Here is a 23,650-nt window from a genome sequence, read left to right as displayed (position 1 = left end):
AAAGCTCCGGTAGATGTGAGCATGTCGTAATGTAACCAGAGGGCAAGGGATGTTGCTTAATAAAATTGGTGGTCGTCGGCTCTCGGCAATGAGTTTATGCCTGGCCGTAGCATTCGCTCCACTGTCCAGTGTTCAGGCTGATGAGCCTGAAGTGATACCTGGCGACAGCCCTGTCGTTGTCAGTGAGCAGAGTCTCGCGCAGCCGCAGGCGCAATCTGGCGCCACGGCTGTGATGGCGGGTTTGCAGCCACTCCCTGAGGGGGCGGCGGAAAAGGCGCGAGCTGAGCTTCAGTCGCAACTTCCTTCAGGCTACACGCCTGTCTATATGAATCAGCTTGAACTGCTTTATGCGGCACGCGATATGAAACCGATGTGGGAAAATCGCGAAGCCGTCAAAGCGTTCCAGCAGCAACTGGCTGAGGTCGCCATTGCCGGCTTCCAGCCTCAGTTCACCACCTGGGTGGCGTTACTGACCGATCCTGCCGTTAGCGGCATCACACGCGATCTGGTGTTGTCTGATGCGATGATGGGGTATCTCCATCTGATTGCCAATATTTCGGTCAAAGGTAATCGCTGGCTGTACAGCAGTAAGCCGTATGCGCTGGCGACGCCGCCGCTGTCGGTCATCAATCAGTGGCAGGTTGCGCTGGATAATGGACAACTTCCGACGTTTATTGCCGGGCTGGCGCCTCAGCACCCTCAGTATGCGTCAATGCACGCATCGCTATTAACGCTGGTGGGCGATTCACGTCCATGGCCGCAACTGACCGGCAAAGCAACGCTACGACCGGGTCAGTGGAGCAACGACGTGCCTGCGCTGCGGGAAATACTGCAGCGCACCGGGATGCTGGAAGGGGGACCGAAAATTGCGCTGCCGGGTGATGATACTTCGTCAGAGGCGGTGGTCAGTCCGTCTGCCGTTGCGGTTGAAACCCCGAGCGTTGATACGGCAAAACAGACCGCACCGCGCAGTAAGCCAGCGCCGGCTGTCAGTGCCGCGTATGATAAAGAGCTGGTTGAAGCGGTAAAACGCTTCCAGACGTGGCAAGGGTTGGGCGCAGATGGCGCCATTGGCCCGGCTACCCGCGACTGGTTGAACGTGACCCCCGCGCAGCGCGCAGGCGTACTGGCGCTCAATATCCAGCGTTTGCGTTTGCTGCCGTCTGAACTGTCGACGGGAATTATGGTGAATATTCCGGCGTATTCGCTGGTCTATTATCAGAACGGTAATCAGGTACTGGCGTCCAGGGTGATTGTCGGTCGTCCCGATCGTAAAACGCCGATGATGAGCAGCGCGCTGAATAACGTGGTGGTCAATCCACCGTGGAACGTCCCGCCGACGCTGGCGCGTAAGGATATTCTGCCTAAACTGTGGAACGATCCGGGCTACCTTGAACGTCACGGCTATACTGTGATGCGGGGCTGGAACAGCAGAGAGGCGATTGATCCGTGGCAGGTTGACTGGTCAACCATCACGCCGTCAAATTTACCGTTCCGTTTCCAGCAGGCGCCGGGAGCGCGTAACTCGTTGGGCCGCTATAAGTTCAATATGCCAAGTTCCGATGCTATTTATCTGCACGATACGCCGAACCATAATTTGTTCCAGAAGGATACCCGGGCGCTCAGTTCTGGCTGCGTGCGTGTGAACAAGGCTTCTGAACTGGCAAACATGCTGTTACAGGATGCGGGCTGGAACGATACGCGAATTTCCGATGCGCTGAAGCAAGGCGACACGCGCTACGTGAATATTCGTCAGACTATCCCGGTCAACCTTTACTACCTGACGGCGTTTGTTGGCGCGGACGGACGTACCCAGTATCGTACAGATATTTACAATTATGATCTGACAGCGCGATCCAGCGCACAAATTGTGGCAAAAGCAGAACAATTAATCAGGTAAATGAAGAAGTTCTGGTTAATCTGTTGTCGTAATAATTGGCAGTGACAGGGGTATCGGCCCAGAAGCCCCGTCATTGCTGGGGTTGGGCCAACTTGACGGCGGCTTTGATGCCAGTTAAGGTGCCTATCGTGCGCTAAAGCATATAGACGATAACATTGACCTGTAGACCTTAAACCATGGACAAATTTGACGCTAATCGCCGCAAACTGCTGGCGTTAGGTGGTGCTGCCCTCGGCGCTGCCATCTTGCCTGTGCCTGCGTTTGCCACACTCTCTACCCCGCGTCCGCGTATTTTGACTCTGAGCAACCTCAACACCGGAGAGTCAATTAAAGCGGAATTTTTTGATGGCAGAGCTTATATTCAGGATGAATTAGCCAAACTTAACCATTTTTTCCGTGACTATCGCGCGAATAAGGTGAAGTCCATCGATCCCGGACTCTTCGATCAGCTTTTCCGCCTGCAAGGGCTGTTGGGAACACGTAAGCCCGTTCAACTGATTTCCGGTTATCGTTCACTGGATACCAACAATGAATTGCGTGCGCACAGCCGTGGGGTAGCGAAACAAAGCTATCACACTAAAGGCCAGGCCATGGATTTTCATATTGAAGGCATTTCGTTAAGTAATATTCGCAAAGCCGCGTTATCTATGCGCGCAGGTGGTGTAGGATACTACCCACGCAGTAACTTTGTGCATATTGACACCGGGCCGGCGCGGCACTGGTGATTAACGAAACAGGAGCAGTATGAACTATCGTATTATTCCGGTCACCGCGTTCTCCCAGAACTGTTCTTTGATCTGGTGTGAGCAAACGCGTCTGGCGGCGCTTGTCGATCCCGGCGGCGATGCTGAGAAAATCAAACAGGAAGTGGATGCCAGCGGCATCACGTTGACGCAGATCCTGCTCACTCACGGACACCTCGATCATGTGGGTGCCGCGGCGGAACTGGCGCAACACTACGGTATACCGGTTATCGGTCCGGAAAAAGAAGATGAGTTCTGGCTGCAGGGTTTGCCTGCTCAGAGTCGCATGTTTGGCCTCGGCGAATGTCAGCCACTGACGCCCGACCGTTGGCTTAACGAAGGAGATCGTGTCAGCGTAGGGAATGTGACTTTACAGGTGTTGCATTGCCCGGGCCATACGCCTGGACACGTTGTTTTCTTTGACGAGCAGTCGCAACTGCTCATCTCAGGCGACGTGATTTTTAAAGGTGGAGTCGGGCGCAGTGATTTCCCGCGCGGCGATCACAGCCAGTTGATTGACTCGATCAAACGTAAGCTGTTGCCATTAGGCGATGACGTGACGTTTATTCCGGGTCACGGGCCGCTGTCGACGCTGGGCTATGAACGGTTGCACAACCCGTTCCTGCAGGATGAAATGCCTGTCTGGTAATCCCCATTAAAAAGCCCGCTTATCGCGGGCTTTGCTTTTATCGCAAGTCTTACAGCACGGCGACAATGGCTTCGCACAGCGGCGCCATGTTATCCGGCGTCATGCCGGCAACGTTGACGCGACCAGAAGCCACCGCATAAACGCCAAACTCTTCACGCAGACGCAGAACCTGCTCTTTGGTCAGGCCGCTGAACGAGAACATGCCGTTTTGTTTGATGATAAAGCTGAAATCGCGATCTGCCCCTTTCTCTTGCAGAGTGTTCACAAACAGCAGACGCATACGCTGAATGCGCTGACGCATATCGGTCAGTTCCTGTTCCCAGATTGCGCGCAGTGCCTCGTTGCTGAGAATTGTGGCAACCACTGATGCGCCGTGGGCTGGCGGGTTAGAGTAGTTCGCACGAATGGCGGATTTCATCTGGCTGAAGGCGCGGTCAACGGTTTCCGTATCTGCCGCGACCAGCGTACAGGCACCCACACGTTCGTTGTACAGGCCAAAGTTCTTGGAGTAAGAGCTCGCGACAATCAGCTCTTTGTGCAGCGCGGCGAACGCGCGCAGTCCTTCCGCGTCTTCTTCCAGACCACGGGCGAAGCCTTGATACGCGAAGTCAAACAGCGGCAACCAGCCTTTCTCGACGGAAAGCTGAGCCAGGGTTTGCCACTGCTCAAGCGTAGGATCAATACCGGTTGGGTTATGGCAGCAACCGTGGAACAGCACCACATCGCCCGCCTGCGCTTCGCTCAGGCTGTTTAGCAGTGCATCAAAGTCGAGAGAATGGTTTTCTGCGTCGTAATAAGCGTACTCGCGTACTTCCAGCCCGGCGGAGTTAAACACGCTCTTATGGTTTGGCCAGCTCGGGTTGCTCACCCAGACGCGTTTTACTGCCGTATTTTTTGCCAGGAAGTCGGCTGCAACGCGGAGCGCGCCGGTGCCGCCCGGCGTTTGCGCCGTGCGTGCGCGTTTGTCATTGATAAGATGACTACCTTTGCCGAACAGCAGTTCCTGCGTGCAACGGCCAAATTCCGGAATACCGTCAATGCCGAGGTAGTTTTTTGTTGTTTCATTTTCGAGTAAGTATTGCTCGGCTTTTTTAACGCTGGTCAGCACTGGCGTTTTGCCAGTTTCATCTTTATAAACACCGATCCCAAGGTTAATTTTCGAAGGACGGTCATCAGCACGAAACAGATCGGCCAGACCCAGAATGGGGTCGGCAGGGGCGGCAGTAATGTTCTCAAACATGACGAGGTTCCATTGTGGTTACAGAAGGGAAATCCGTTATCAGGTTAACGGTAGATTTACAAAATGCCAACCGTTAGTGATGAAAACCCTGAAGGTTTTTTGAAGTCGCAAGATTTTGCTGACAGGCATAAAAAAACAGGACCGAAGTCCTGTTTTTTAGGCATTTAACAAAGGGGTCTGCTATTAGAACTGGTATACGATACCGACAGCAACGGTGTCGTCAGAGTTCACGCCCAGTTTGTTGTCAGAATCAATCTGGTTGATCTGGTAGTCAACATAGGTGGACATGTTTTTGTTGAAGTAGTAGGTAGCGCCTACTTCAATGTAGTTCACCAGATCTTCGCTACCCACACCACCTTCTACGTCTTTCGCTTTGGATTTGTTGTAGGAGATGGACGGACGCAGACCGAAATCGAACTGGTACTGAGCAACAACGAAGAAGTCCTGAGTTTTGTTCGCGAAACCACCGCTGATCGGGGTAGCGTTACGGGTTTCACCGTAGTTGGTTGCCAGGTAGATGTTGTTCGCGTCATATTTCAGACCGGTTGCCCACTGCTCAGCTTTTTCGCCACTGCCGCGCAGTGCCGGATCCTGCTGCGCATTAGTACGGTCAGCTGCACCGTAAGCACCTACAACAGCGAAGCCTTCGAACTCATAGCTGATGGAACCACCAACGCCGTCACCGTTAGAACGACGAACGTCGCTGAAGTTGGTGCTGGTCGGATCGGTAGGGTCGACTTCGTAGCTGCTTGCGCGCTCGTTTTTACCCAGGTACTGAATACCGAAGTTCAGGCCATCAACCAGACCGAAGAAGTTAGCGTTACGGTAGGTAGCAACGCCGCCAACACGGCCAACGAAGAAGTTATCGCTGTATGCGGTATCACCGCCGAATTCTGGCAGCATATCGGTGTAACCCAGTGCATCGTAAACGATACCGTAGTTACGGCCGTAGTCGAAGGAGCCCGCGTCACCGAATTTCAGACCGGCAAACGCCAGACGGGTTTTATTACCGTTCTGTGCGTCAGCACCGCCTTCGGAGTTGTTACCCTGGAAGTTGTATTCCCACTGGCCGTAACCGGTCAGTTGGTCATTGATCTGAGTTTCCCCTTTAAAGCCAAGACGAGCATAAGTCTGGTCGCCGTCATTACCTGCGTTGTCAGAAAAATAGTGCAGACCAACGGTTTTACCGTACAGGTCCAGTTTGTTGCCGTCTTTGTTGTAGATTTCTGCAGCGTTAGCTGCACCGGCTACCAGCAGGGCAGGGATTACCACTGCCAGAATATTGCGCTTCATCATTATTTATTACCCTCATGGTTTTTTTATGACACCTGCCACTGCCGCCAATAAATTTCGTCAATAAAAATTTACGGAACTATTGATGAGAGTTTGGTGTCTTTATGTGTCTGACAGGCATCTTTCCATTCAAACTAACGTTTCGCTACCGTGAAAGTGCTACAAAGATAAAGAATTGGTTTCAGAAAGAAAAAATGTGTAACTAATTATTACATTTTTGGAACTTTGTGAACGATATCAAATTTCGAAACGATTTCAGCTCCAGATCACGCCACTTATATCTATTTATATGATTTTCTTATCTTTAATTTGAATAAAAGAAAAATAGCGTACAGAAAATAGACGTTTCCAGTTTTGCTTATGGCCGTATCTGGACGTCTGGAATGCTGTGAGATTGTGTATAAAATGTGCTATTGGGTGAGGAAATACTAATCCGCAAGAAAATTGCGGTTTATTTTTTGTGCAGAAATATTACAACGTAATATCAGGTAACAGGAGTGAGGAGATTTGGGGGTTGATCGTAGAATTGCTTACTTATTACTCACAAAAACTGACATTTCAGGCGATAAAAAAGGCCAGCAACGCTGGCCTTTTTGTGAACGATCTTAGAACGTCGCATTACGCGGTGTACGCGGGAAGGCGATCACGTCACGAACGTTCTGTACGCCAGTAACGTAGGCGATCAGACGCTCAAAGCCGAGACCGAAGCCAGAGTGCGGCACGGTACCGTAGCGGCGCAGATCGCGATACCACCAGTAGTCTTCTTTGTTGAGGCCCATTTCCAGCATGCGCGCATCCAGTACATCCAGACGCTCTTCACGCTGAGAACCACCGATGATTTCACCGATACCCGGCGCCAGAACGTCCATCGCGGCAACGGTTTTTCCGTCTTCGTTCAGGCGCATATAGAACGCTTTAATCTCTTTCGGATAGTTTTTCACCACCACCGGCGCTTTAAAGTGTTCTTCTGCCAGATAACGTTCGTGCTCGGAGGAAAGATCGACACCCCAGTAAACCGGGTTCTCGAACTTTCTGCCTTTCTTAATGCACTCTTCAAGAATAGCGACTGCATCGGTGTAATCCACCTGGGCGAAATCCGCTTCAATGAAACGTTCCAGACGACTAATCGCCTCTTTATCCACGCGTTCGGCAAAGAACTTCATGTCGTCAGCACGCTCGGTCAGTACGGTTTTGAAGGCATATTTCAGCATGCCCTCCGCCAGACCGGCAATGTCGCTCAGGTTGGCGAAGGCCACTTCCGGTTCCAGCATCCAGAACTCCGCCAGGTGACGGGTGGTGTTGGAATTTTCCGCACGGAAAGTCGGGCCGAAGGTATAGATCTTCGACAACGCGCAGGCGTAAGTTTCGCCGTTCAACTGGCCGGATACGGTCAGGAAGGACTCTTTACCAAAGAAGTCTTTGTCGAAATCCACTTTGCCCTGATCGTTACGCGGCAGGTTTTCCAGATCCAGCGTTGACACACGGAACATCTCACCAGCACCTTCGGTATCAGACGCGGTGATCAGCGGAGTGGAAACCCAGAAGAAGCCCTGCTCATCGAAGAAACGGTGCAGCGCCTGCGCCAGCGTGTGGCGAACACGTGCGACGGCACCAATCATGTTGGTACGCGGACGCAGGTGCGCAACTTCACGCAGGTACTCGATGCTGTGACGTTTCGCCGCCATCGGGTACGTGTCTGGATCTTCAACCCAGCCGCTGACTTCAACCTCAGTGGCCTGGATCTCAAAACTCTGTCCTTGTCCCGGAGAGGCTACAACCTTCCCGGTGACGATAACGGAGCAGCCAGTGGTCAGACGCAGCACTTCTTCATTGTAATTGGGCAGAGAATTATTAATGACGGCCTGTACAGGATCAAAGCAGGAACCGTCATAAACGGCGAGGAAGGAGATGCCAGCTTTTGAATCTCGGCGGGTACGTACCCATCCGCGCACGGTGACTTCGCTGTCAACGGCTACACGGCCCTGGAGTACGTCGGCTACAGGCACAACGCTCATAATATTCTCTCTGTTAATAGTCCGATATATAAACACATGTTCCCCGGAATGGGGATTTCCTATGTTACCTGGCATCTGCAATCAGACAAGTAGAATTAACAAGAAAAGAAAAGAATTCAGAAATAAATGCTAAAAGGGAGCCGAAGCGGCTCCCTGGCAGGATTAACTGGCTTTTTTGATATGCGGTAAATCAAACGCTTTGCGCAACGCGCGAACAAAGGCTTTGTCGTGGCAAATGGTTTTGCCAGGGCTGTCAGACAGTTTGGCAACCGGTTTACCGTTGCACTCCACCAGCTTGATCACAATGTTTAGCGGCTTAACCTGCGGAATATCGCACGTCAGGCGCGTGCCAATACCAAAACTCAACTGTACGCGGGAGGAGAAATGCCGGTAAAGATCGACGGCTTTATTCAGATCCAGATTGTCGGAAAAGACCAGCGTTTTGCTGTGCGGATCGATACCCAACTTTTCGTAGTGCGTGATAGCTTTTTCACCCCATTCAACGGGATCGCCAGAGTCATGGCGCAGTCCCTGGTAACGGGTCGCAAATTCGCTGCCAAAGTCGCGTAAGAACGCATCCATCGTAATGCAGTCGGTCAGCGCAATACCTAACTGATTCGGATATTCATTCAACCATGCGGCGAGGGCGGCGCGTTGACTGGTCGCCAGTTCAGGGCTTATCTGTTGATGCGCCTGGAACCACTCGTGCGCCTGTGTGCCCATAGGTGTTAGCGACAGACGACGCGCCAGATCGTAGTTACTGGTGCCAACAAACCACGACTCCTGCTGCAAGCGCTTAACGATAGCCTGTTGCACTTCACGGGAAAAACGGCGACGGGTGCCGAAATCCATCAGGTGGAAGCAGGACATATCGAGACTTGACGTTAAAGCAGAGAAATCGACGAGTTTCGTCTCCAGCGTATCGAGGGCCTGCGCGACGCCTACTTCTGGTGAGCGATAACGATGGACCAGCTCACTGATCACCGCCAGCAGTGGGACTTCCCACATGATGACTTCACGCCACGGGCCGGTTAAGCGGATATTCAGCTTCCCGTTGTCGTTACTGACGGATACCTGCTGTGGGTCATAGCGAAAATCGCGCAGCCAGTTGAGGTAATCCGCTTTGAAGAAGGGCAGGCCGGAGAGCCACTGATACTCTTCATCCTGCAGGCGCAGATGCTGCATAGCATTGACCTGCTCGCGAATGGTGTCGGCATAAATACCCAGCAGGTCGTCGCCTCGGCAACGAAATTCAGCCGCTACCTGCACATCATAGTAGTGGTGAAATACGGCTTGCTGCATATGCAACTTATAAGCATCTGTATCCAGCAACGAGTGCAGAACAGGAGAAGCGAATTGTGTCATAGGTGCGCAGTAGCATCCTCTCACGGGAGCGTTTAGTACAATAAACAACTAAGAAAACCGCTGGAGTATACCTTGTTTAGCGATTTATTGAACCCCGATCACACCATAAGCTGAGGTTAGGGTCGAGTGCATTTCGTGCCTCGTGTTATAAAAATGTAGCGAAATGAGTGTTTGTGCCTGAAAAGATAAACATTCTGCGTAGCGCGTTTTACGCAACAGGAATAGACTGGAGACGAGACTCTTCAAAAGATGCTAAAGGTTTTTTTATGACACAACAGCCACAAGCCAAATACCGCCACGACTACCGTGCGCCGGATTACCAGATTACTGATATTGACTTGACCTTTGACCTGGATGCTGAAAAAACCGTGGTCACGGCAGTGAGCCAGGCTGTTCGTCATGGCGCATCGGATGCCCCGCTGAAACTGGATGGAGAAGATCTGACACTGGTCTCTCTCCACGTCAATGATGAACCGTGGACAGCCTGGAAAGAAGAAGCGGGCGCGCTGGTGATCAGCAATCTGCCCGAGCGTTTTACGCTGCGAATTGTGAATGAAATCAGCCCGGCCCGGAATACCGCGCTGGAAGGTCTGTATCAATCGGGCGATGCACTCTGCACCCAGTGCGAAGCGGAAGGTTTCCGCCACATTACCTGGTATCTCGACCGTCCGGACGTACTGGCGCGTTTTACCACCAAAATTATTGCCGATAAAAGTCAATATCCGTTCCTGCTCTCCAACGGTAACCGCACCGGCGAGGGGGAACTGGAAAACGGTCGTCACTGGGTTCAGTGGCAGGATCCGTTCCCGAAACCGTGCTATCTGTTTGCGCTGGTTGCCGGTGATTTCGACGTGCTGCGCGACACCTTTATAACCCGGTCCGGGCGTGAAGTCGCGCTGGAACTGTACGTGGATCGCGGCAATCTCGATCGTGCGCCGTGGGCGATGACGTCGCTACAGAACTCGATGAAGTGGGATGAAGAGCGCTTCGGCCTGGAATACGATCTCGACATCTATATGATTGTCGCCGTCGACTTCTTTAATATGGGCGCGATGGAGAATAAAGGGCTTAATATCTTTAACTCCAAATACGTGCTGGCGCGTACCGACACCGCCACCGACAAAGATTATCTCGATATTGAACGCGTGATTGGCCATGAGTATTTCCACAACTGGACCGGTAACCGCGTCACTTGTCGCGACTGGTTCCAGTTGAGTCTGAAAGAGGGCTTGACCGTTTTCCGCGATCAGGAGTTCAGTTCGGATCTCGGTTCTCGTGCGGTTAACCGGATCAGCAACGTGCGCACTATGCGCGGCCTGCAGTTTGCTGAAGATGCCAGCCCGATGGCGCATCCGATCCGCCCGGACATGGTCATTGAAATGAACAACTTCTACACCCTGACCGTGTATGAAAAGGGCGCAGAAGTGATTCGCATGATCCACACCCTGCTGGGCGAGGCGAATTTCCAGAAAGGGATGCAGCTGTATTTTGAACGTCACGACGGTAGCGCGGCGACCTGTGATGATTTCGTTCAGGCCATGGAAGATGCGTCTAACGTCGATCTTTCCCACTTCCGTCGCTGGTACAGCCAGTCCGGCACGCCGGTTGTTACCGTCAAAGATGACTACAACCCGGAAACCGAGCAATACACGCTGACCCTCAGCCAGCGCACGCCAGCAACGCCGGATCAGGCCGAAAAACAGCCGCTTCACATTCCGTTTGCCATTGAACTGTATGACAACGAAGGTAAAGTGATCCCGTTGCAGAAAGGCGGTCACCCGGTAAACGCCGTGCTGAATGTGACGCAGGCGGAGCAGACGTTTGTGTTCGATAACGTTTATTTCCAGCCGGTACCGGCGCTGTTGTGCGAGTTTTCAGCCCCGGTGAAACTGGAGTATAAGTGGAGCGATCAGCAACTGACGTTTCTGATGCGTCATGCGCGCAACGACTTCTCCCGTTGGGACGCGGCGCAAAGTCTGCTGGCAACGTATATCAAGCTGAACGTGGCACGTCATCAGCAGGGACAACCGTTGTCATTGCCGGTGCATGTGGCGGATGCCTTCCGCGCGGTGCTGCTGGATGAGAAGATCGATCCGGCGCTGGCGGCGGAGATCCTGACGTTGCCTTCGGCAAACGAAATTGCTGAGCTGTTTGATATCATCGATCCGCTGGCGATCGCGGAAGTTCGCGAAGCGTTAACGCGTACGCTGGCGACCGAACTGGCGGATGAGTTCCTGGCGATCTACAACGCCAACCGGCTGGAGGAGTACCGCGTTGAGCATGCGGACATCGGCAAACGTACGCTGCGTAACGCCTGCCTGCGCTTCCTGGCCTTTGGTGAAACGACGCTGGCGGACGCGCTGGTGAGCAAGCAGTATCGTGAAGCCAACAACATGACCGATGCGCTGGCGGCGCTGTCTGCGGCCGTGGCTGCACAACTGCCGTGCCGTGACACGCTGATGCAGGAGTATGACGACAAGTGGCATCAGGACGGTCTGGTGATGGACAAATGGTTTATCCTGCAGTCCACCAGTCCGGCGGATAACGTGCTGGACACGGTGCGCGGCCTGTTGAAACACCGTTCGTTCAGCATGAGCAACCCGAACCGTATTCGTTCGCTGATTGGCGCGTTTGCCGGCAGTAACCCAGCGGCTTTCCATGCCGAAGATGGCAGCGGATATCAGTTCCTGGTTGAGATGTTGACCGAGCTTAACAGCCGTAACCCGCAGGTGGCGTCGCGTCTGATCGAACCCTTGATCCGTCTGAAACGTTACGATGCGAAGCGTCAGCAAAAAATGCGTGCCGCGCTGGAACAGTTGAAAGGGCTGGAGAATCTCTCCGGCGATCTGTTCGAGAAGGTAACCAAAGCGTTAGCCTGAGATCTTGACCTGTCGTTTAGTAGGCCGGATAAGGCGGTAACGCCGCTATCCGGCAAAATGCCCGGTGGCGCTCACGCTTACCGGGCCTACAATGTCCTGAATGCTTATCCATGCCGACGGATCGGCTGTTCCGTTACCCCACGCTGCATAACCCGACTCAACACGTTGGCCTCCAGCTCCGCTAAACGCACCGAGCCCAGGCGGCGGGGGCGCACAATGTCGACCGTCAGATCCAGTCCAATCTTGCCATCCTCAATCAGCAACACCCGATCGGCCATCGCCACGGCTTCGCTGACGTCATGCGTCACCAGCAGTACAGTAAAACCATGCTCCTGCCACAGCGAAACAATAAGTTCTTGCATCTCCAGACGCGTTAACGCATCCAGTGCGCCAAGCGGTTCGTCAAGCAACAGCAGGCCCGGCCGATGGATCAGCGCCCGCGCAAGGGCGACGCGTTGCTTTTGTCCGCCGGAAAGCGCCGCTGGCCATTCCGTCGCACGGTCTTCCAGCCCAACCGCCGCCAGCGCCTGACGCGCAGCGTCCCGCCAGTGACCCTTCAGCCCCAGACCCACGTTGTCGATCACCGACTTCCACGGCAGAAGTCGGGCATCCTGAAACATCATGCGGGTATCGTCCTGACTATCGCGAAGCGACGTGGTCCCTGCCAGCAGTTCTCCGGCATTCGGTGATTCCAGCCCCGCCAGCAAACGCAGCAGGGTGCTTTTGCCCCCGCCGCTGCGTCCGACGACGGCGACAAACTGGCCTGCCGGAATATGGAGATCAAGCTGATTCAGTACGGTGTTTGCCGCGTACTTTTTCGTTACCGCATTCAGCAGGAGCGGCGTACCCTGGTTCAGACGGGCGGTATTCATACGGTGGCCTCCTTCACATGATAAGCCGGGTTCCAGCGCAGCCAGACGCGTTCCAGCAGTTGAGCGCTGACGTCGGCCAGTTTACCGAGCAGGGCGTAGAGAATAATGGCGACAACCACGATATCCGTTTGCAGAAACTCCCGCGCATTCATCGCCAGATAACCGATTCCTGAATTGGCCGAAATGGTCTCCGCGACAATCAGCGTCAGCCACATCAGCCCCAGCGCAAAGCGCACGCCGACCATGATCGAGGGCAGGGCGCCGGGCAGGATCACATGGAGAAACAGCGAAAAACCGGATAATCCGTAGCTGCGCGCCATCTCCACCAGACCGCGATCGATGTTGCGGATCCCGTGCCAGGTATTGATATAGACAGGAAAGAGCGTCCCCAGCGCGACCAGGAAGATCTTCGCGGTTTCATCAATGCCAAACCACAAGATCACTAACGGGATGAGTGCCAGATGCGGAACGTTGCGCAGCATCTGGATTGAGGTATCCAGCAGGCGTTCTCCCCAGCGCGATAAGCCGCTAATCAGCCCCAGCGTCAGGCCAATCGAACCGCCGATCGAAAAGCCGATCAGCGCACGCCAGGAGCTGATGGCCAGATGTTGCCAGAGTTCGCCGCTGGCGGAGAGCGTCCAGAAGGCGGTTACCACCCCTTCCGGTGAGGGTAAAATACGCCCGGAGAGCCAGCCCATGGAGGAGGCCAGTTGCCAGACGGCGACGATGCCCACCGGTAAAAACCAGGGGGCAACGCGTAACAACCACTTTTTCGTTGGCGTTGCCATCATGGTTCTCCTCAGCTCTGCGCAACGCTGCGCGGGATAAATTCATTCGCCACCGCTTCACCCTGCTGATGCAGGCGCTGCGGTTGTGGGACTTCCGGGATCGCGACGTCCAGATGCGGGAACAACAGTTCGCCGACCCTGTAAGCCTCTTCCAGGTGTGGATAGCCAGAAAGGACAAAGCTGTCGATGCCCAACGCGGCATATTCATTGATGCGCGCCGCCACCGTCGGGCCGTCACCGACCAGCGCGGTCCCGGCGCCACCACGCACCAGACCCACACCAGCCCACAAATTCGGGCTGATCTCCAGTTGGTCGCGCTTGCCGTTATGCAGCGCCGCCATCCGGTGCTGACCAACGGAATCCGTCCGGGCAAACGCCGCCTGCGCCTTCGCGATAGTGTCGTCATCAAGGTGGGCGATCAGCCGATCCGCGGCCCGCCATGCTTCTTCGTTGGTTTCACGGACAATGACGTGCAGGCGAATGCCAAAACGAATGTTACGCCCGCGCGCAGCGGCTTTGGCTCGCACCTGGGCGATCTTCTCTTTCACCTGTTCAGGCGGTTCACCCCAGGTGAGGTAAAGATCGACCTGCTCAGCGGCCAGATCCTGAGCGACGTCGGAAGAGCCACCAAAGTAGAGTGGGGGATACGGCTGTTGGAGCGGCGGAAAAAACAGCTTCGCCCCGCGAACGTGGATATGCTTGCCGTTAAAATCGACGGTTTCGCCCTGCAATAAACGACGCCAGACCTGGGTGAACTCCGAAGAGGCCTCGTAACGTTCACTGTGATCGAGAAACACACCGTCGCCCGCCAGTTCCTGTGGATCGCTGCCGGTGACCAGGTTAAACAACGCGCGACCATTGGAGAGGCGGTCAAGCGTCGCGGCCTGCCGTGCGGCGACCGTCGGTGAAGTGACGCTCGGGCGCAATGCCACCAGGAATTTGAGTCGCTGAGTTACCGGGATCATCGATGCCGCGACCAGCCACGCGTCTTCGCAGGATCGCCCGGTTGGGATCAGCACACCGGTGAATCCCAGACGATCCGCCGCCTGCGCAATCTGCTGCAAATAGCCTTGATCCACCGGGCGAGAGCCTTCCTCCGTTCCCAGATAGTGACCGTCACCGTGCGTCGGTAAAAACCAGAACATATTCAGGCTCATAATGATTTTCCTTCCTGTTGAGTAGGGCGCCAGATGCGCTGGCGAATATCGATTTTTTTCGGTACCAGGCGGTTGTCGTAAAACAGATCCGCGGTCTGTTGCTGCAACGCGGCCACAGAGTCGCTGACCGGTGAAATGGTGGTTGGCGGGCGATGATCGAGATATGAGGCAATCACGGGTTCCGGCAGACCCATCGTTTTTGCCAGCAGCGCGATACTCTCCTGACGCTGGCTAAGGGTTAACGCGTCCGCCTGACTGAAGATTTCCAGCACGCCCTGAATGAATGCGCCGTTTTTCTCTGCGTACGGTCGCGCGGCGAGATAGAACGATCCTGTTTGTTTCAGATCGCTGCCGTCTTTCAGCACGCGCACGCCGCCCTGCAATAATGCTGCAGAATAGTAAGGATCCCAGATGGCCCACGCATCGACATTCCCTTGCTGGAAAGCCGCTCGGGCATCGGCAGGGGTCAGGTAGGTAGACTGGATATCGGTAAATTTCAGCCCGGCCTGTTGCAGGGCACGCAGCAGCAGGTTGTGCGAGCTGGAGCCTTTCTGGAACGCGACTTTGTGACCTTTCAGTTCCGCCACCGTTTTGATGGGGCTGTTTTCCGGCACCAGAATCACTTCGGCTTTCGGTTTCGCCGGCTCGACGCCGACGTACACTAAATCTGCCCCGGCGGCCTGGGCGAAAATGGGCGGAATATCGCCGGTGCTGCCCAGATCAATACTGCCGACGTTCAGGGCTTCCAGCATCTGCGGCCCGGCGGGAAATTCAATCCAGGATATTTTTGTTCCGGGATAACGCGTTTCAAGCAGCTGGTGGCTTTTCGCCAGAACCATACTGATGCTGCCTTTCTGATAGCCAATACGCAGGGCATCTGGTGAGGGCTCCGCCGCCTGTGTCAGTCCGGTAAAGGCTAGCAGTCCAGCGAATGCCAGCCATGCCGTACGGGCTTTAAGAAGATTACGCATGGGCCGCACCTCGCACAGTCTCAAAGGCGGGAGCCTTAACATCGCGGCGATGCAGGGCGTGCCAGAACGTTTCCAGCGCGTTATCAAGACGCAGCTGTAAATTGGGCGTGAAATGCGGCTTATGTTGATAGTCGATCACCTGGGAGTCATCGGCAAAGACGCCATGTAAAATCTCCTGGGCCTTCAGGGCGCTGAGCACCGGTTTCAGCGCGTAATCGACGGCAAGCAGATGAGCAACGGTGCCGCCCGTCGCCAGTGGCAGGACGACTTTACCTTCCAGCGCCCGTTCCGGGAGCAGATCGAGCAGCGTTTTTAGCGCCCCGGAATAGGCCGCTTTATAGACCGGCGTGGCAACGATCAGACCATCCGCTTCTTTCAGTTGCTCAACCAGTGTTTTTAACGCCGGGCTATCGAAACGGGCATACAGCAGATCTTCAGGCTCGAAGTTGTGCAAATGCCAGTGGTACACCTCAACGTCCTGACCGTTCAATTTTTCCCGGGCATATTCCAGTAAGGCACTGGATCGAGAGGGAAAGCGTGGGCTTCCCGCCAGAGTGATGACGCGCATAAATGCATTCTCCCCTTATAACCAATTGTTCGCTTTTATTTAACATTGATAACAATTTTTGCAGTCTGACAGAGGGGAATCGGGAATCGAAATGATTTATGCGGAATAGAAAAGCTGAAAATTGCATAAAAAGAAGCTGCCAGGGAAAACGTTTGCTTTTTATTGCCGCAGGTCAATTCCCTTTTTGACCGATATCACCCATAATACGCCCCCGGTTTGCACACCGGGAATCCAGGAGAGTTCATGTACTACCCCTTCGTTCGTAAAGCCCTTTTCCAGCTCGATCCTGAGCGCGCTCATGAATTAACATTTCAGCAATTACGTCGTGTGACGGGAACGCCGCTAGAAGCGCTGATCCGCCAGAAAGTTCCGGCAAAACCGGTTACCTGTATGGGATTAACCTTCAAAAATCCGCTCGGTCTGGCCGCCGGTCTGGATAAGGACGGGGAGTGTATTGATGCCCTGGGCGCGATGGGATTTGGCTCGATCGAGATCGGCACCGTGACCCCGCGTCCACAGCCCGGCAACGATAAGCCAAGACTGTTCCGCCTGGTCGATGCCGAAGGTTTGATCAACCGTATGGGCTTTAATAACCACGGCGTTGATAACCTGGTGGAGAACGTTAAAAAGGCCCATTATGACGGGGTGCTCGGGATTAATATCGGCAAAAATAAAGATACGCCGGTTGAGCAGGGTAAAGATGACTATCTGATTTGTATGGAAAAAATCTATGCCTATGCCGGTTATATTGCTATTAATATCTCCTCGCCAAATACGCCGGGATTACGTTCATTGCAATATGGCGACGCGCTGGATGATTTGCTTACGGCGATTAAAAATAAACAAAACGATCTGCAAACGATCCACCAGAAATATGTTCCGATCGCAGTAAAGATCGCGCCGGATCTTTCTGAGGAAGAACTGATCCAGGTTGCCGATAGTTTAGTACGGCATAATATTGATGGCGTTATTGCCACCAATACAACACTCGATCGTTCTCTGGTTCAGGGAATGAAAAATTGCGATCAAATGGGTGGCTTAAGCGGTCGTCCGCTGCAATTAAAAAGTACAGAAATTATCCGCCGTCTGTCTCAGGAATTAAAAGGTCAGTTGCCTGTTATTGGCGTCGGCGGTATCGACTCAGTGATTGCCGCGCGCGAGAAGATGGCTGCCGGGGCGTCGCTGGTTCAGATTTATTCTGGTTTTATTTTTAAAGGTCCGCCGCTGATTAAAGAAATCGTAACCCATATTTGATTTTTTCTCTCTCTTTATCAGAATATCAGACAACCAGGGGTTTATTTCCTCCCCTGGTTGTTTTATATTCTTTCACTGTTGCTTATTTAAACATTTTAGGCTTTGCTTATTAAGGTAATAAACGAAGCGGCGAAAAAGGACAATTTTGCAACGGGGCGATGGAGAGGGGAGAGAAAATAATGCGAATTAAACCTGACGATAACTGGCGCTGGTATTATGACGAAGAGCATGACCGAATGATGCTCGATTTAGCCAATGGCATGTTATTTCGCTCGCGTTTTGCCCGCAAAATGCTTACCCCGGATGCATTCTCACCGTCTGGTTTTTGCGTTGATGATGCCGCGCTGTACTTCTCTTTTGAAGAAAAGTGTCGCGACCTTGAGCTCTCTAAAGACCAGAAAGCGGAGCTGGTGCTCAATGCGCTGGTGGCCATTCGCTATCTGAAACCACAAATGCCGAAAAGCTGGCACTTTGTTGCGCACGGCGAAAACTGGGTACCCGGAACCGGCGATGCGGCCTGTGTCTGGCTGAGCGATACCCAGGAGCAAATCAATCTGTTAGTGGTGGAGCCTGGCGAGAATGCGGCGCTGTGCCTGCTGGCGCAACCCGGCTTGGTTGTGGCCGGGCGGACTATGCAGCTTGGTGATGCGATTAAAATAATGAATGACCGACTGAAGCCGCAGTTCCGTCCGCACAGCTTCAGCCTGGAACAGGCGGTTTAAAGCGCCAGCTTCAGTGCGGTTTTTGGCACGCAGCTACAGCTGAGAATGGTGCCATCGTCGCCACGTGCCGATCGCTTCAGCGGGTTCACTTCGCCTTCCAGCAGTTTGATACGACAGCAGCCGCAAATTCCTGCCCGACACGAATAGGGAACCCGGATCCCCTGGTTCTCCAGTTGCTCAAGCAATACCTGCTGATTGTTCCCCACAAACGCCTGTCCCTGCCAGTCGATGGTGACGGTGGAATCGGGCTGTTGCACGGCATCAACGGCGTCATCCTGCGCGGCGGCGCCGTACACCCGGGCCGGGCCAGTCGCTAAAATTTCAACGTCGTCGCCAACGCGAATCACTCCGCTGTTACGGGCGATCAGGTTTAGCCCGAAATCGACATCGCCATTGTCAGGCGCGGTACGGAAGGTTTGCAGCGTGGCCAGCGGCTCGCCGGAGGGGTGTTTTTGCCCTTTTTCCGGACTGACCGTGGTAAAAATACAGCGGCTGCACGGCTTCGCTACATCAAAGATAACCTCGCCAATGCGGATCACTTTCCAGTTGTCTTCTTCCCATGCCGTTGCACCAGAAACTACGATGTTCGGGCGGAACTGTTCAACCTGCACGCCCGCCGGACAGCGCTGCTGCAGATCGCGCAGCGAAGCGTCATTCACCAGCAGGTACGGAAAACCATCGGCAAAGGAGAGCGGCACGCCCGCGTGGCGTTTAACCCGCCGGGTCAGCTGTGGACCAACCCAACGGAGTTGCACGCTGCGGGAGAAGAAGCCGCTAAGCCACTGATTAATCGCATCGGGGGCGACTCGTGCGGTAAAATGGTTGCCCCAGACTTCCGTTGGCGCATCCTGGGCGGCAAAATCAGCAAACCGTACCAGCGCGCTGCTGCCGTCAGGTGCGGTCAAATGCAGGCCGTCATGCAGAGGGGAGGGGGTAAAGCGCACCATTTGTGGAAACTGACGCGCTGTGATGAAGGTGCCATCGGCTTCGGTGATCATAAAAATACGATCGAAAGCCAGACCGCTGACGTCTGCCAGAGCGTGGGTCAGCCCAATGCCGCGCATTGATTTGACGGGGTGGATGAAAAGTCTGGATAACGTCAACACGGTACGGCCCCTCAAAAGAAATAAGCCCTCAACTTTATGACATAGCGCCCATATTAGCTATAATGCGCAGCAATTTTCTTCGAGTATAAGTGACGCTATGAATTCTTTGTTTGCCAGTACGGCCCGTGGGCTGGAAGAGCTGTTAAAAACTGAACTGGAAAGCCTCGGCGCCGTGGAGTGTCAGGTGGTTCAGGGTGGGGTCCATTTTCAGGGCGACACCCGGCTTGTTTACCAGAGCCTGATGTGGAGTCGCCTGGCCTCGCGCATTATTTTACCTTTGGGTGAGTGCAAAGTTTACAGTGACTTAGACCTTTACCTTGGTGTGCAGGCCATCGACTGGACGGCGATGTTTAATCCGGGTGCGACCTTTGCTGTCCACTTCAGTGGGCTGAACGACACCATTCGCAACAGCCAGTACGGTGCGATGAAAGTCAAAGATGCGATTGTTGATGCATTCACGCGTAAAAATCTGCCGCGCCCGAATGTCGATCGCGAATCGCCGGATATCCGCGTGAACGTCTGGCTGAATAAAGACACGGCCAGCATTGCGCTGGATTTAAGCGGTGATGGCCTGCATCTGCGCGGTTATCGCGATCGCACCGGTCTGGCGCCGATCAAAGAGACGCTGGCGGCGGCGATTGTGATGCGCTCTGGTTGGCAGCCGGGAACACCGCTGCTCGACCCGATGTGCGGTTCGGGTACGCTGTTGATTGAAGCGGCCATGTGGGCGACCGATCGCGCACCGGGCTTACACCGTGGTCGCTGGGGCTTTAGCGGCTGGGCGCAGCATGATGACGCTATCTGGCAGGACGTGAAAGCGGAAGCGCAAACCCGCGCCCGCAAAGGTCTGGCTGACTATACCTCGCATTTTTACGGCTCTGACAGCGATGCCCGCGTGATTGAACGCGCGCGCAGCAACGCCCGTCGCGCAGGTATTGGCGAGCTGATCACCTTCGAAGTCAAAGACGTGGCGAATCTGAGCAATCCACTGCCGAAAGGCCCTTACGGGACGGTGATCAGCAACCCGCCTTACGGCGAGCGTCTGGACAGCGAGCCGGCGCTGATTGCGCTGCACAGCCTGCTGGGGCGTACCATGAAGAACCAGTTCGGCGGCTGGAATCTCTCTTTGTTCAGCGCCTCACCGGATTTGCTAAGCAGCCTGCAACTGCGCGCGGACAAGCAATTCAAAGCGAAAAACGGTCCGCTGGACTGCGTGCAGAAAAACTACCATGTAGCGGAAAGCACGCCGGACAGCAAACCGGCAACGGTGGCGGAAGACTATGCCAACCGTCTGCGTAAGAACATCAAAAAACTGGAAAAGTGGGCGCGTCAGGAAGGGATTGAATGCTACCGCCTGTACGATGCCGATCTGCCTGAATACAACGTAGCGGTAGATCGCTACGCCGACTGGGTAGTGATTCAGGAGTACGCCCCGCCGAAAACTATCGATGCACAGAAAGCGCGTCAGCGACTGTTCGACATCATCGCGGCCACCCTGTCGGTGCTGGAGATTGCGCCGAACAAGCTGGTGCTGAAAACCCGTGAGCGACAGAAAGGGAAAAACCAGTATCAGAAGATGAACGAGAAGGGGGAATTCATTGAGGTAAGCGAATACAACGCTCGCCTGTGGGTGAACCTGACCGATTATCTGGATACCGGACTGTTCCTCGATCACCGTATTGCGCGACGGATGCTGGGGCAGATGAGCAACGGCAAAGATTTCCTTAACCTGTTCTCCTACACCGGCAGCGCCAGCGTGCACGCAGGTTTAGGCGGCGCGCGCAGCACCACGACGGTCGACATGTCGCGTACCTATCTTGAGTGGGCGGAGCGCAACCTGCGTCTGAACGGCTTGAGCGGACGCGCGCATCGCCTGATCCAGGCCGACTGTCTGGCCTGGCTGCGTGAAGCCAATGAACAGTTTGATCTGATTTTTATCGATCCCCCGACGTTCTCCAACTCGAAACGGATGGAGGATGCCTTTGACGTTCAGCGCGATCACCTGGCGCTGATGAAAGATCTGAAACGTCTGCTGCGAAAAGGCGGCACGATCATGTTCTCCAACAATAAACGCGGATTCCGTATGGATCTTGACGGACTGGCGGCGCTGGGACTGAAAGCACAAGAAATCACCCAAAAAACGCTTTCCCAGGACTTTGCCCGTAACCGTCAAATCCATAACTGCTGGTTGATTACCGCGGCCTGAAAGGATAAGTAAATGTCATTAATCAGTATGCATGGCGCATGGCTGTCGTTCAGCGACGCGCCGCTTCTCGATAATGCAGAACTGCATATCGAAGATAACGAACGCGTCTGTCTGGTGGGCCGTAACGGCGCCGGAAAATCAACGTTGATGAAGATCCTCAATCGTGAGCAGGGTCTGGACGATGGGCGCATTATTTATGAGCAGGATCTGATCGTTGCTCGTTTGCAACAGGATCCACCACGCAACGTGGAAGGCACCGTTTACGATTTTGTTGCGGAAGGCATTGAAGAGCAGGCGGAATATCTCAAGCGTTACCACGATATTTCACGCCTGGTGATGACCGATCCGAGCGACAGAAACCTAAATGAGCTGGCAAAAGTGCAGGAGCAGCTCGATCACCACAATCTGTGGCAACTGGAAAACCGAATCAACGAAGTGCTGGCGCAGCTAGGACTGGATCCTAACGCAGCGCTGTCGTCGCTGTCCGGCGGTTGGCTGCGTAAAGCCGCGCTGGGGCGTGCGCTGGTCAGTAATCCGCGCGTTCTGCTGCTGGATGAACCGACCAACCACCTCGATATTGAAACCATTGACTGGCTGGAAGGATTCCTGAAATCGTTCAACGGGACGATCATTTTTATCTCCCACGACCGTTCTTTTATTCGCAATATGGCGACCCGCATTGTCGACCTCGATCGTGGCAAGCTGGTGACCTATCCGGGGAATTACGATCAGTACCTGGTTGAGAAAGAAGAGGCGCTGCGCGTCGAAGAACTCCAGAACGCCGAGTTCGATCGCAAGCTGGCACAGGAAGAGGTGTGGATCCGCCAGGGCATCAAAGCTCGTCGTACCCGAAATGAAGGCCGCGTGCGGGCGCTGAAAGCGATGCGCCGCGAACGCAGCGAACGTCGCGAAGTGATGGGCACCGCGAAGATGCAGGTCGAAGAGGCGACCCGCTCCGGTAAGATCGTCTTCGAAATGGAGAACGTGGATTACCAGGTCGACGGCAAACAGCTGGTGAAAGACTTTTCTGCTCAGGTTCAGCGCAGCGATAAAATTGCCCTGATCGGTCCTAACGGCTGTGGCAAGACCACGTTGCTGAAGCTGATGTTAGGCCAGTTACCGCCGGACAGCGGTCGTATCCACGTCGGTACGAAACTGGAAGTCGCGTATTTCGACCAGCACCGGGCCGAGCTGGATCCGGACAAGACGGTGATGGACAACCTCGCCGAAGGCAAGCAGGAAGTGATGGTTAACGGCAAACCGCGCCATGTGCTCGGCTATTTGCAGGACTTCCTGTTCCATCCGAAACGGGCGATGACCCCGGTGCGCGCACTGTCAGGCGGAGAGCGAAATCGTCTGCTGCTGGCGCGTCTTTTTCTGAAACCCAGCAATCTGTTGATTCTCGATGAACCAACGAACGATCTTGACGTCGAAACGCTGGAGTTGCTGGAAGAGCTGATTGATGGTTATCAGGGCACCGTGTTGCTGGTGAGCCACGATCGTCAGTTTGTCGATAATACGGTGACCGAGTGCTGGATTTTCGAAGGCAACGGAAAAATCGGTCGCTACGTCGGCGGCTATCATGATGCGCGCGGTCAACAGGAACAACATCTGGCGTTTAAACAGCCAGTGGCGAAAAAAACTGAGGAAGTGGTTGCCCCGAAAGCAGAAATTGTAAAACGCGCCAGTAGCAAACTAAGCTATAAACTGCAGCGCGAACTGGAACAGTTACCGCAGTTGCTGGAAGAACTGGAAGCGAAACTGGAAGCGCTGCAGGCGCAGGTTGCCGATGCCGCGTTTTTCAGCCAGCCTCATGAGCAGACGCAACAGGTTTTGGCCGATCTGGCAAAAGCAGAGCAAGAACTTGAGCAGGCCTTTGAGCGCTGGGAGTATCTTGAAGCGTTAAAGAATGGTGCATAATT

Annotated in this window: 18 protein-coding genes; 8 read left to right on the top strand and 10 right to left on the bottom strand. The window is 54.3% G+C overall.

Going from position 1 to position 23,650, the window contains the following annotated elements:
• Nucleotides 1–49: 49 nt before the first annotated feature.
• From ldtD to WM46_RS09765, 3 genes are all read left to right on the top strand, one after another.
• Nucleotides 50–1,900: a L,D-transpeptidase gene (gene ldtD / locus WM46_RS09780; protein WP_102602145.1), complete on the top strand. Its 1,851-nt coding sequence runs from the start codon at nt 50–52 to the stop codon at nt 1,898–1,900.
• A 176-nt stretch (nt 1,901–2,076) separates the two neighbouring features.
• Entirely contained in the window at nt 2,077–2,625 is a 549-nt protein-coding gene (locus tag WM46_RS09770; RefSeq protein WP_061077037.1) for a YcbK family protein, read from the top strand.
• 19 nt (nt 2,626–2,644) lie between these two features.
• Nucleotides 2,645–3,292: an MBL fold metallo-hydrolase gene (locus WM46_RS09765; RefSeq protein WP_102602144.1), complete on the top strand. Its 648-nt coding sequence runs from the start codon at nt 2,645–2,647 to the stop codon at nt 3,290–3,292.
• A gap of 49 nt (nt 3,293–3,341) precedes the next feature.
• Here WM46_RS09765 and aspC read toward each other — a convergent pair whose 3' ends face one another.
• From aspC to pncB, 4 genes are all read right to left on the bottom strand, one after another.
• Entirely contained in the window at nt 3,342–4,532 is a 1,191-nt protein-coding gene (aspC, locus tag WM46_RS09760) for an aspartate transaminase (protein WP_102602143.1), read from the bottom strand.
• A 183-nt stretch (nt 4,533–4,715) separates the two neighbouring features.
• Entirely contained in the window at nt 4,716–5,828 is a 1,113-nt protein-coding gene (gene ompF, locus WM46_RS09755; RefSeq protein WP_102602142.1) for a porin OmpF, read from the bottom strand.
• 602 nt (nt 5,829–6,430) lie between these two features.
• On the bottom strand, nt 6,431–7,840 hold the full coding sequence (gene asnS, locus WM46_RS09750; RefSeq protein WP_046478715.1) for an asparagine--tRNA ligase: 1,410 nt from the start codon (nt 7,838–7,840) through the stop codon (nt 6,431–6,433).
• Nucleotides 7,841–8,002: 162 nt separating this feature from the next.
• Nucleotides 8,003–9,205, bottom strand: coding sequence for a nicotinate phosphoribosyltransferase (gene pncB, locus WM46_RS09745; RefSeq protein ID WP_102602141.1), 1,203 nt, complete (start codon nt 9,203–9,205; stop codon nt 8,003–8,005).
• Between the two features lie 266 nt (nt 9,206–9,471).
• Here pncB and pepN point away from each other — a divergent pair, with 266 nt between their 5' ends.
• On the top strand, nt 9,472–12,084 hold the full coding sequence (pepN, locus tag WM46_RS09740; RefSeq protein ID WP_102602140.1) for an aminopeptidase N: 2,613 nt from the start codon (nt 9,472–9,474) through the stop codon (nt 12,082–12,084).
• Nucleotides 12,085–12,188: 104 nt separating this feature from the next.
• On the opposite strand, the gene ssuB is transcribed toward pepN, so the two are convergent.
• The 5 genes from ssuB to ssuE are packed head-to-tail and all read right to left on the bottom strand — an operon-like array spanning nt 12,189 to nt 16,440.
• The gene (gene ssuB / locus WM46_RS09735) at nt 12,189–12,956 is read right to left on the bottom strand and encodes an aliphatic sulfonates ABC transporter ATP-binding protein (protein ID WP_102602139.1); all 768 of its coding nucleotides are present in this window, start codon (nt 12,954–12,956) and stop codon (nt 12,189–12,191) included.
• Nucleotides 12,953–13,744: an aliphatic sulfonate ABC transporter permease SsuC gene (gene ssuC, locus WM46_RS09730; RefSeq protein ID WP_102602138.1), complete on the bottom strand. Its 792-nt coding sequence runs from the start codon at nt 13,742–13,744 to the stop codon at nt 12,953–12,955. The genes ssuB and ssuC overlap by 4 nt, the downstream gene beginning before the upstream one ends.
• Before the next feature lie 11 nt (nt 13,745–13,755).
• Nucleotides 13,756–14,901: an FMNH2-dependent alkanesulfonate monooxygenase gene (gene ssuD, locus WM46_RS09725; RefSeq protein WP_102602137.1), complete on the bottom strand. Its 1,146-nt coding sequence runs from the start codon at nt 14,899–14,901 to the stop codon at nt 13,756–13,758.
• Nucleotides 14,898–15,872, bottom strand: a complete 975-nt coding sequence (locus WM46_RS09720; RefSeq protein WP_102602136.1) for a sulfonate ABC transporter substrate-binding protein — start codon at nt 15,870–15,872, stop codon at nt 14,898–14,900. The genes ssuD and WM46_RS09720 overlap by 4 nt, the downstream gene beginning before the upstream one ends.
• Nucleotides 15,865–16,440, bottom strand: a complete 576-nt coding sequence (gene ssuE, locus WM46_RS09715; RefSeq protein ID WP_102602135.1) for an NADPH-dependent FMN reductase — start codon at nt 16,438–16,440, stop codon at nt 15,865–15,867. Before ssuE ends, WM46_RS09720 begins: the two co-directional genes overlap by 8 nt.
• 243 nt (nt 16,441–16,683) lie before the next feature.
• Between ssuE and pyrD the strand changes: the two genes are divergently transcribed.
• Both pyrD and zapC read left to right on the top strand, forming a co-directional pair.
• Nucleotides 16,684–17,694: a quinone-dependent dihydroorotate dehydrogenase gene (gene pyrD, locus WM46_RS09705; protein ID WP_061077047.1), complete on the top strand. Its 1,011-nt coding sequence runs from the start codon at nt 16,684–16,686 to the stop codon at nt 17,692–17,694.
• Between the two features lie 179 nt (nt 17,695–17,873).
• On the top strand, nt 17,874–18,416 hold the full coding sequence (zapC, locus tag WM46_RS09700; protein WP_102602134.1) for a cell division protein ZapC: 543 nt from the start codon (nt 17,874–17,876) through the stop codon (nt 18,414–18,416).
• Here zapC and WM46_RS09695 read toward each other — a convergent pair.
• Entirely contained in the window at nt 18,413–19,522 is a 1,110-nt protein-coding gene (locus tag WM46_RS09695) for a YcbX family protein (protein WP_102602133.1), read from the bottom strand. The genes zapC and WM46_RS09695 overlap by 4 nt on opposite strands.
• A 97-nt stretch (nt 19,523–19,619) precedes the next feature.
• On the opposite strand from WM46_RS09695, the gene rlmKL reads away from it, so the two are divergent.
• Nucleotides 19,620–21,728, top strand: a complete 2,109-nt coding sequence (gene rlmKL / locus WM46_RS09690; RefSeq protein WP_102602132.1) for a bifunctional 23S rRNA (guanine(2069)-N(7))-methyltransferase RlmK/23S rRNA (guanine(2445)-N(2))-methyltransferase RlmL — start codon at nt 19,620–19,622, stop codon at nt 21,726–21,728.
• Nucleotides 21,729–21,740: 12 nt separating this feature from the next.
• Nucleotides 21,741–23,648 carry an ABC transporter ATP-binding protein gene (locus WM46_RS09685; protein ID WP_102602131.1) on the top strand — a complete coding sequence of 636 codons (1,908 nt, stop codon included), beginning with the start codon at nt 21,741–21,743 and terminating at the stop codon, nt 23,646–23,648.
• The last annotated feature ends 2 nt before the right edge of the window (nt 23,649–23,650 follow it).

The organism is Citrobacter freundii complex sp. CFNIH2, from assembly GCF_002880615.1.
In the GTDB taxonomy this organism is placed as follows: domain Bacteria; phylum Pseudomonadota; class Gammaproteobacteria; order Enterobacterales; family Enterobacteriaceae; genus Citrobacter_A; species Citrobacter_A amalonaticus_F.
Note: the sequence above shows the minus strand (reverse complement) of the source record. Positions and strands in the feature narration are given on the sequence as shown.

What these genes read in the sequence shown, in the direction of transcription:
- ldtD (WP_102602145.1), top strand. Translation starts at nt 50, where the DNA reads ATGTTGCTTAATAAAATTGGTGGTCGTCGGCTCTCGGCAATGAGTTTA.
- WM46_RS09770 (WP_061077037.1), top strand. Translation starts at nt 2,077, where the DNA reads ATGGACAAATTTGACGCTAATCGCCGCAAACTGCTGGCGTTAGGTGGT.
- WM46_RS09765 (WP_102602144.1), top strand. Translation starts at nt 2,645, where the DNA reads ATGAACTATCGTATTATTCCGGTCACCGCGTTCTCCCAGAACTGTTCT.
- aspC (WP_102602143.1), bottom strand. Translation starts at nt 4,532, where the DNA reads ATGTTTGAGAACATTACTGCCGCCCCTGCCGACCCCATTCTGGGTCTG.
- ompF (WP_102602142.1), bottom strand. Translation starts at nt 5,828, where the DNA reads ATGATGAAGCGCAATATTCTGGCAGTGGTAATCCCTGCCCTGCTGGTA.
- asnS (WP_046478715.1), bottom strand. Translation starts at nt 7,840, where the DNA reads ATGAGCGTTGTGCCTGTAGCCGACGTACTCCAGGGCCGTGTAGCCGTT.
- pncB (WP_102602141.1), bottom strand. Translation starts at nt 9,205, where the DNA reads ATGACACAATTCGCTTCTCCTGTTCTGCACTCGTTGCTGGATACAGAT.
- pepN (WP_102602140.1), top strand. Translation starts at nt 9,472, where the DNA reads ATGACACAACAGCCACAAGCCAAATACCGCCACGACTACCGTGCGCCG.
- ssuB (WP_102602139.1), bottom strand. Translation starts at nt 12,956, where the DNA reads ATGAATACCGCCCGTCTGAACCAGGGTACGCCGCTCCTGCTGAATGCG.
- ssuC (WP_102602138.1), bottom strand. Translation starts at nt 13,744, where the DNA reads ATGGCAACGCCAACGAAAAAGTGGTTGTTACGCGTTGCCCCCTGGTTT.
- ssuD (WP_102602137.1), bottom strand. Translation starts at nt 14,901, where the DNA reads ATGAGCCTGAATATGTTCTGGTTTTTACCGACGCACGGTGACGGTCAC.
- WM46_RS09720 (WP_102602136.1), bottom strand. Translation starts at nt 15,872, where the DNA reads ATGCGTAATCTTCTTAAAGCCCGTACGGCATGGCTGGCATTCGCTGGA.
- ssuE (WP_102602135.1), bottom strand. Translation starts at nt 16,440, where the DNA reads ATGCGCGTCATCACTCTGGCGGGAAGCCCACGCTTTCCCTCTCGATCC.
- pyrD (WP_061077047.1), top strand. Translation starts at nt 16,684, where the DNA reads ATGTACTACCCCTTCGTTCGTAAAGCCCTTTTCCAGCTCGATCCTGAG.
- zapC (WP_102602134.1), top strand. Translation starts at nt 17,874, where the DNA reads ATGCGAATTAAACCTGACGATAACTGGCGCTGGTATTATGACGAAGAG.
- rlmKL (WP_102602132.1), top strand. Translation starts at nt 19,620, where the DNA reads ATGAATTCTTTGTTTGCCAGTACGGCCCGTGGGCTGGAAGAGCTGTTA.
- WM46_RS09685 (WP_102602131.1), top strand. Translation starts at nt 21,741, where the DNA reads ATGTCATTAATCAGTATGCATGGCGCATGGCTGTCGTTCAGCGACGCG.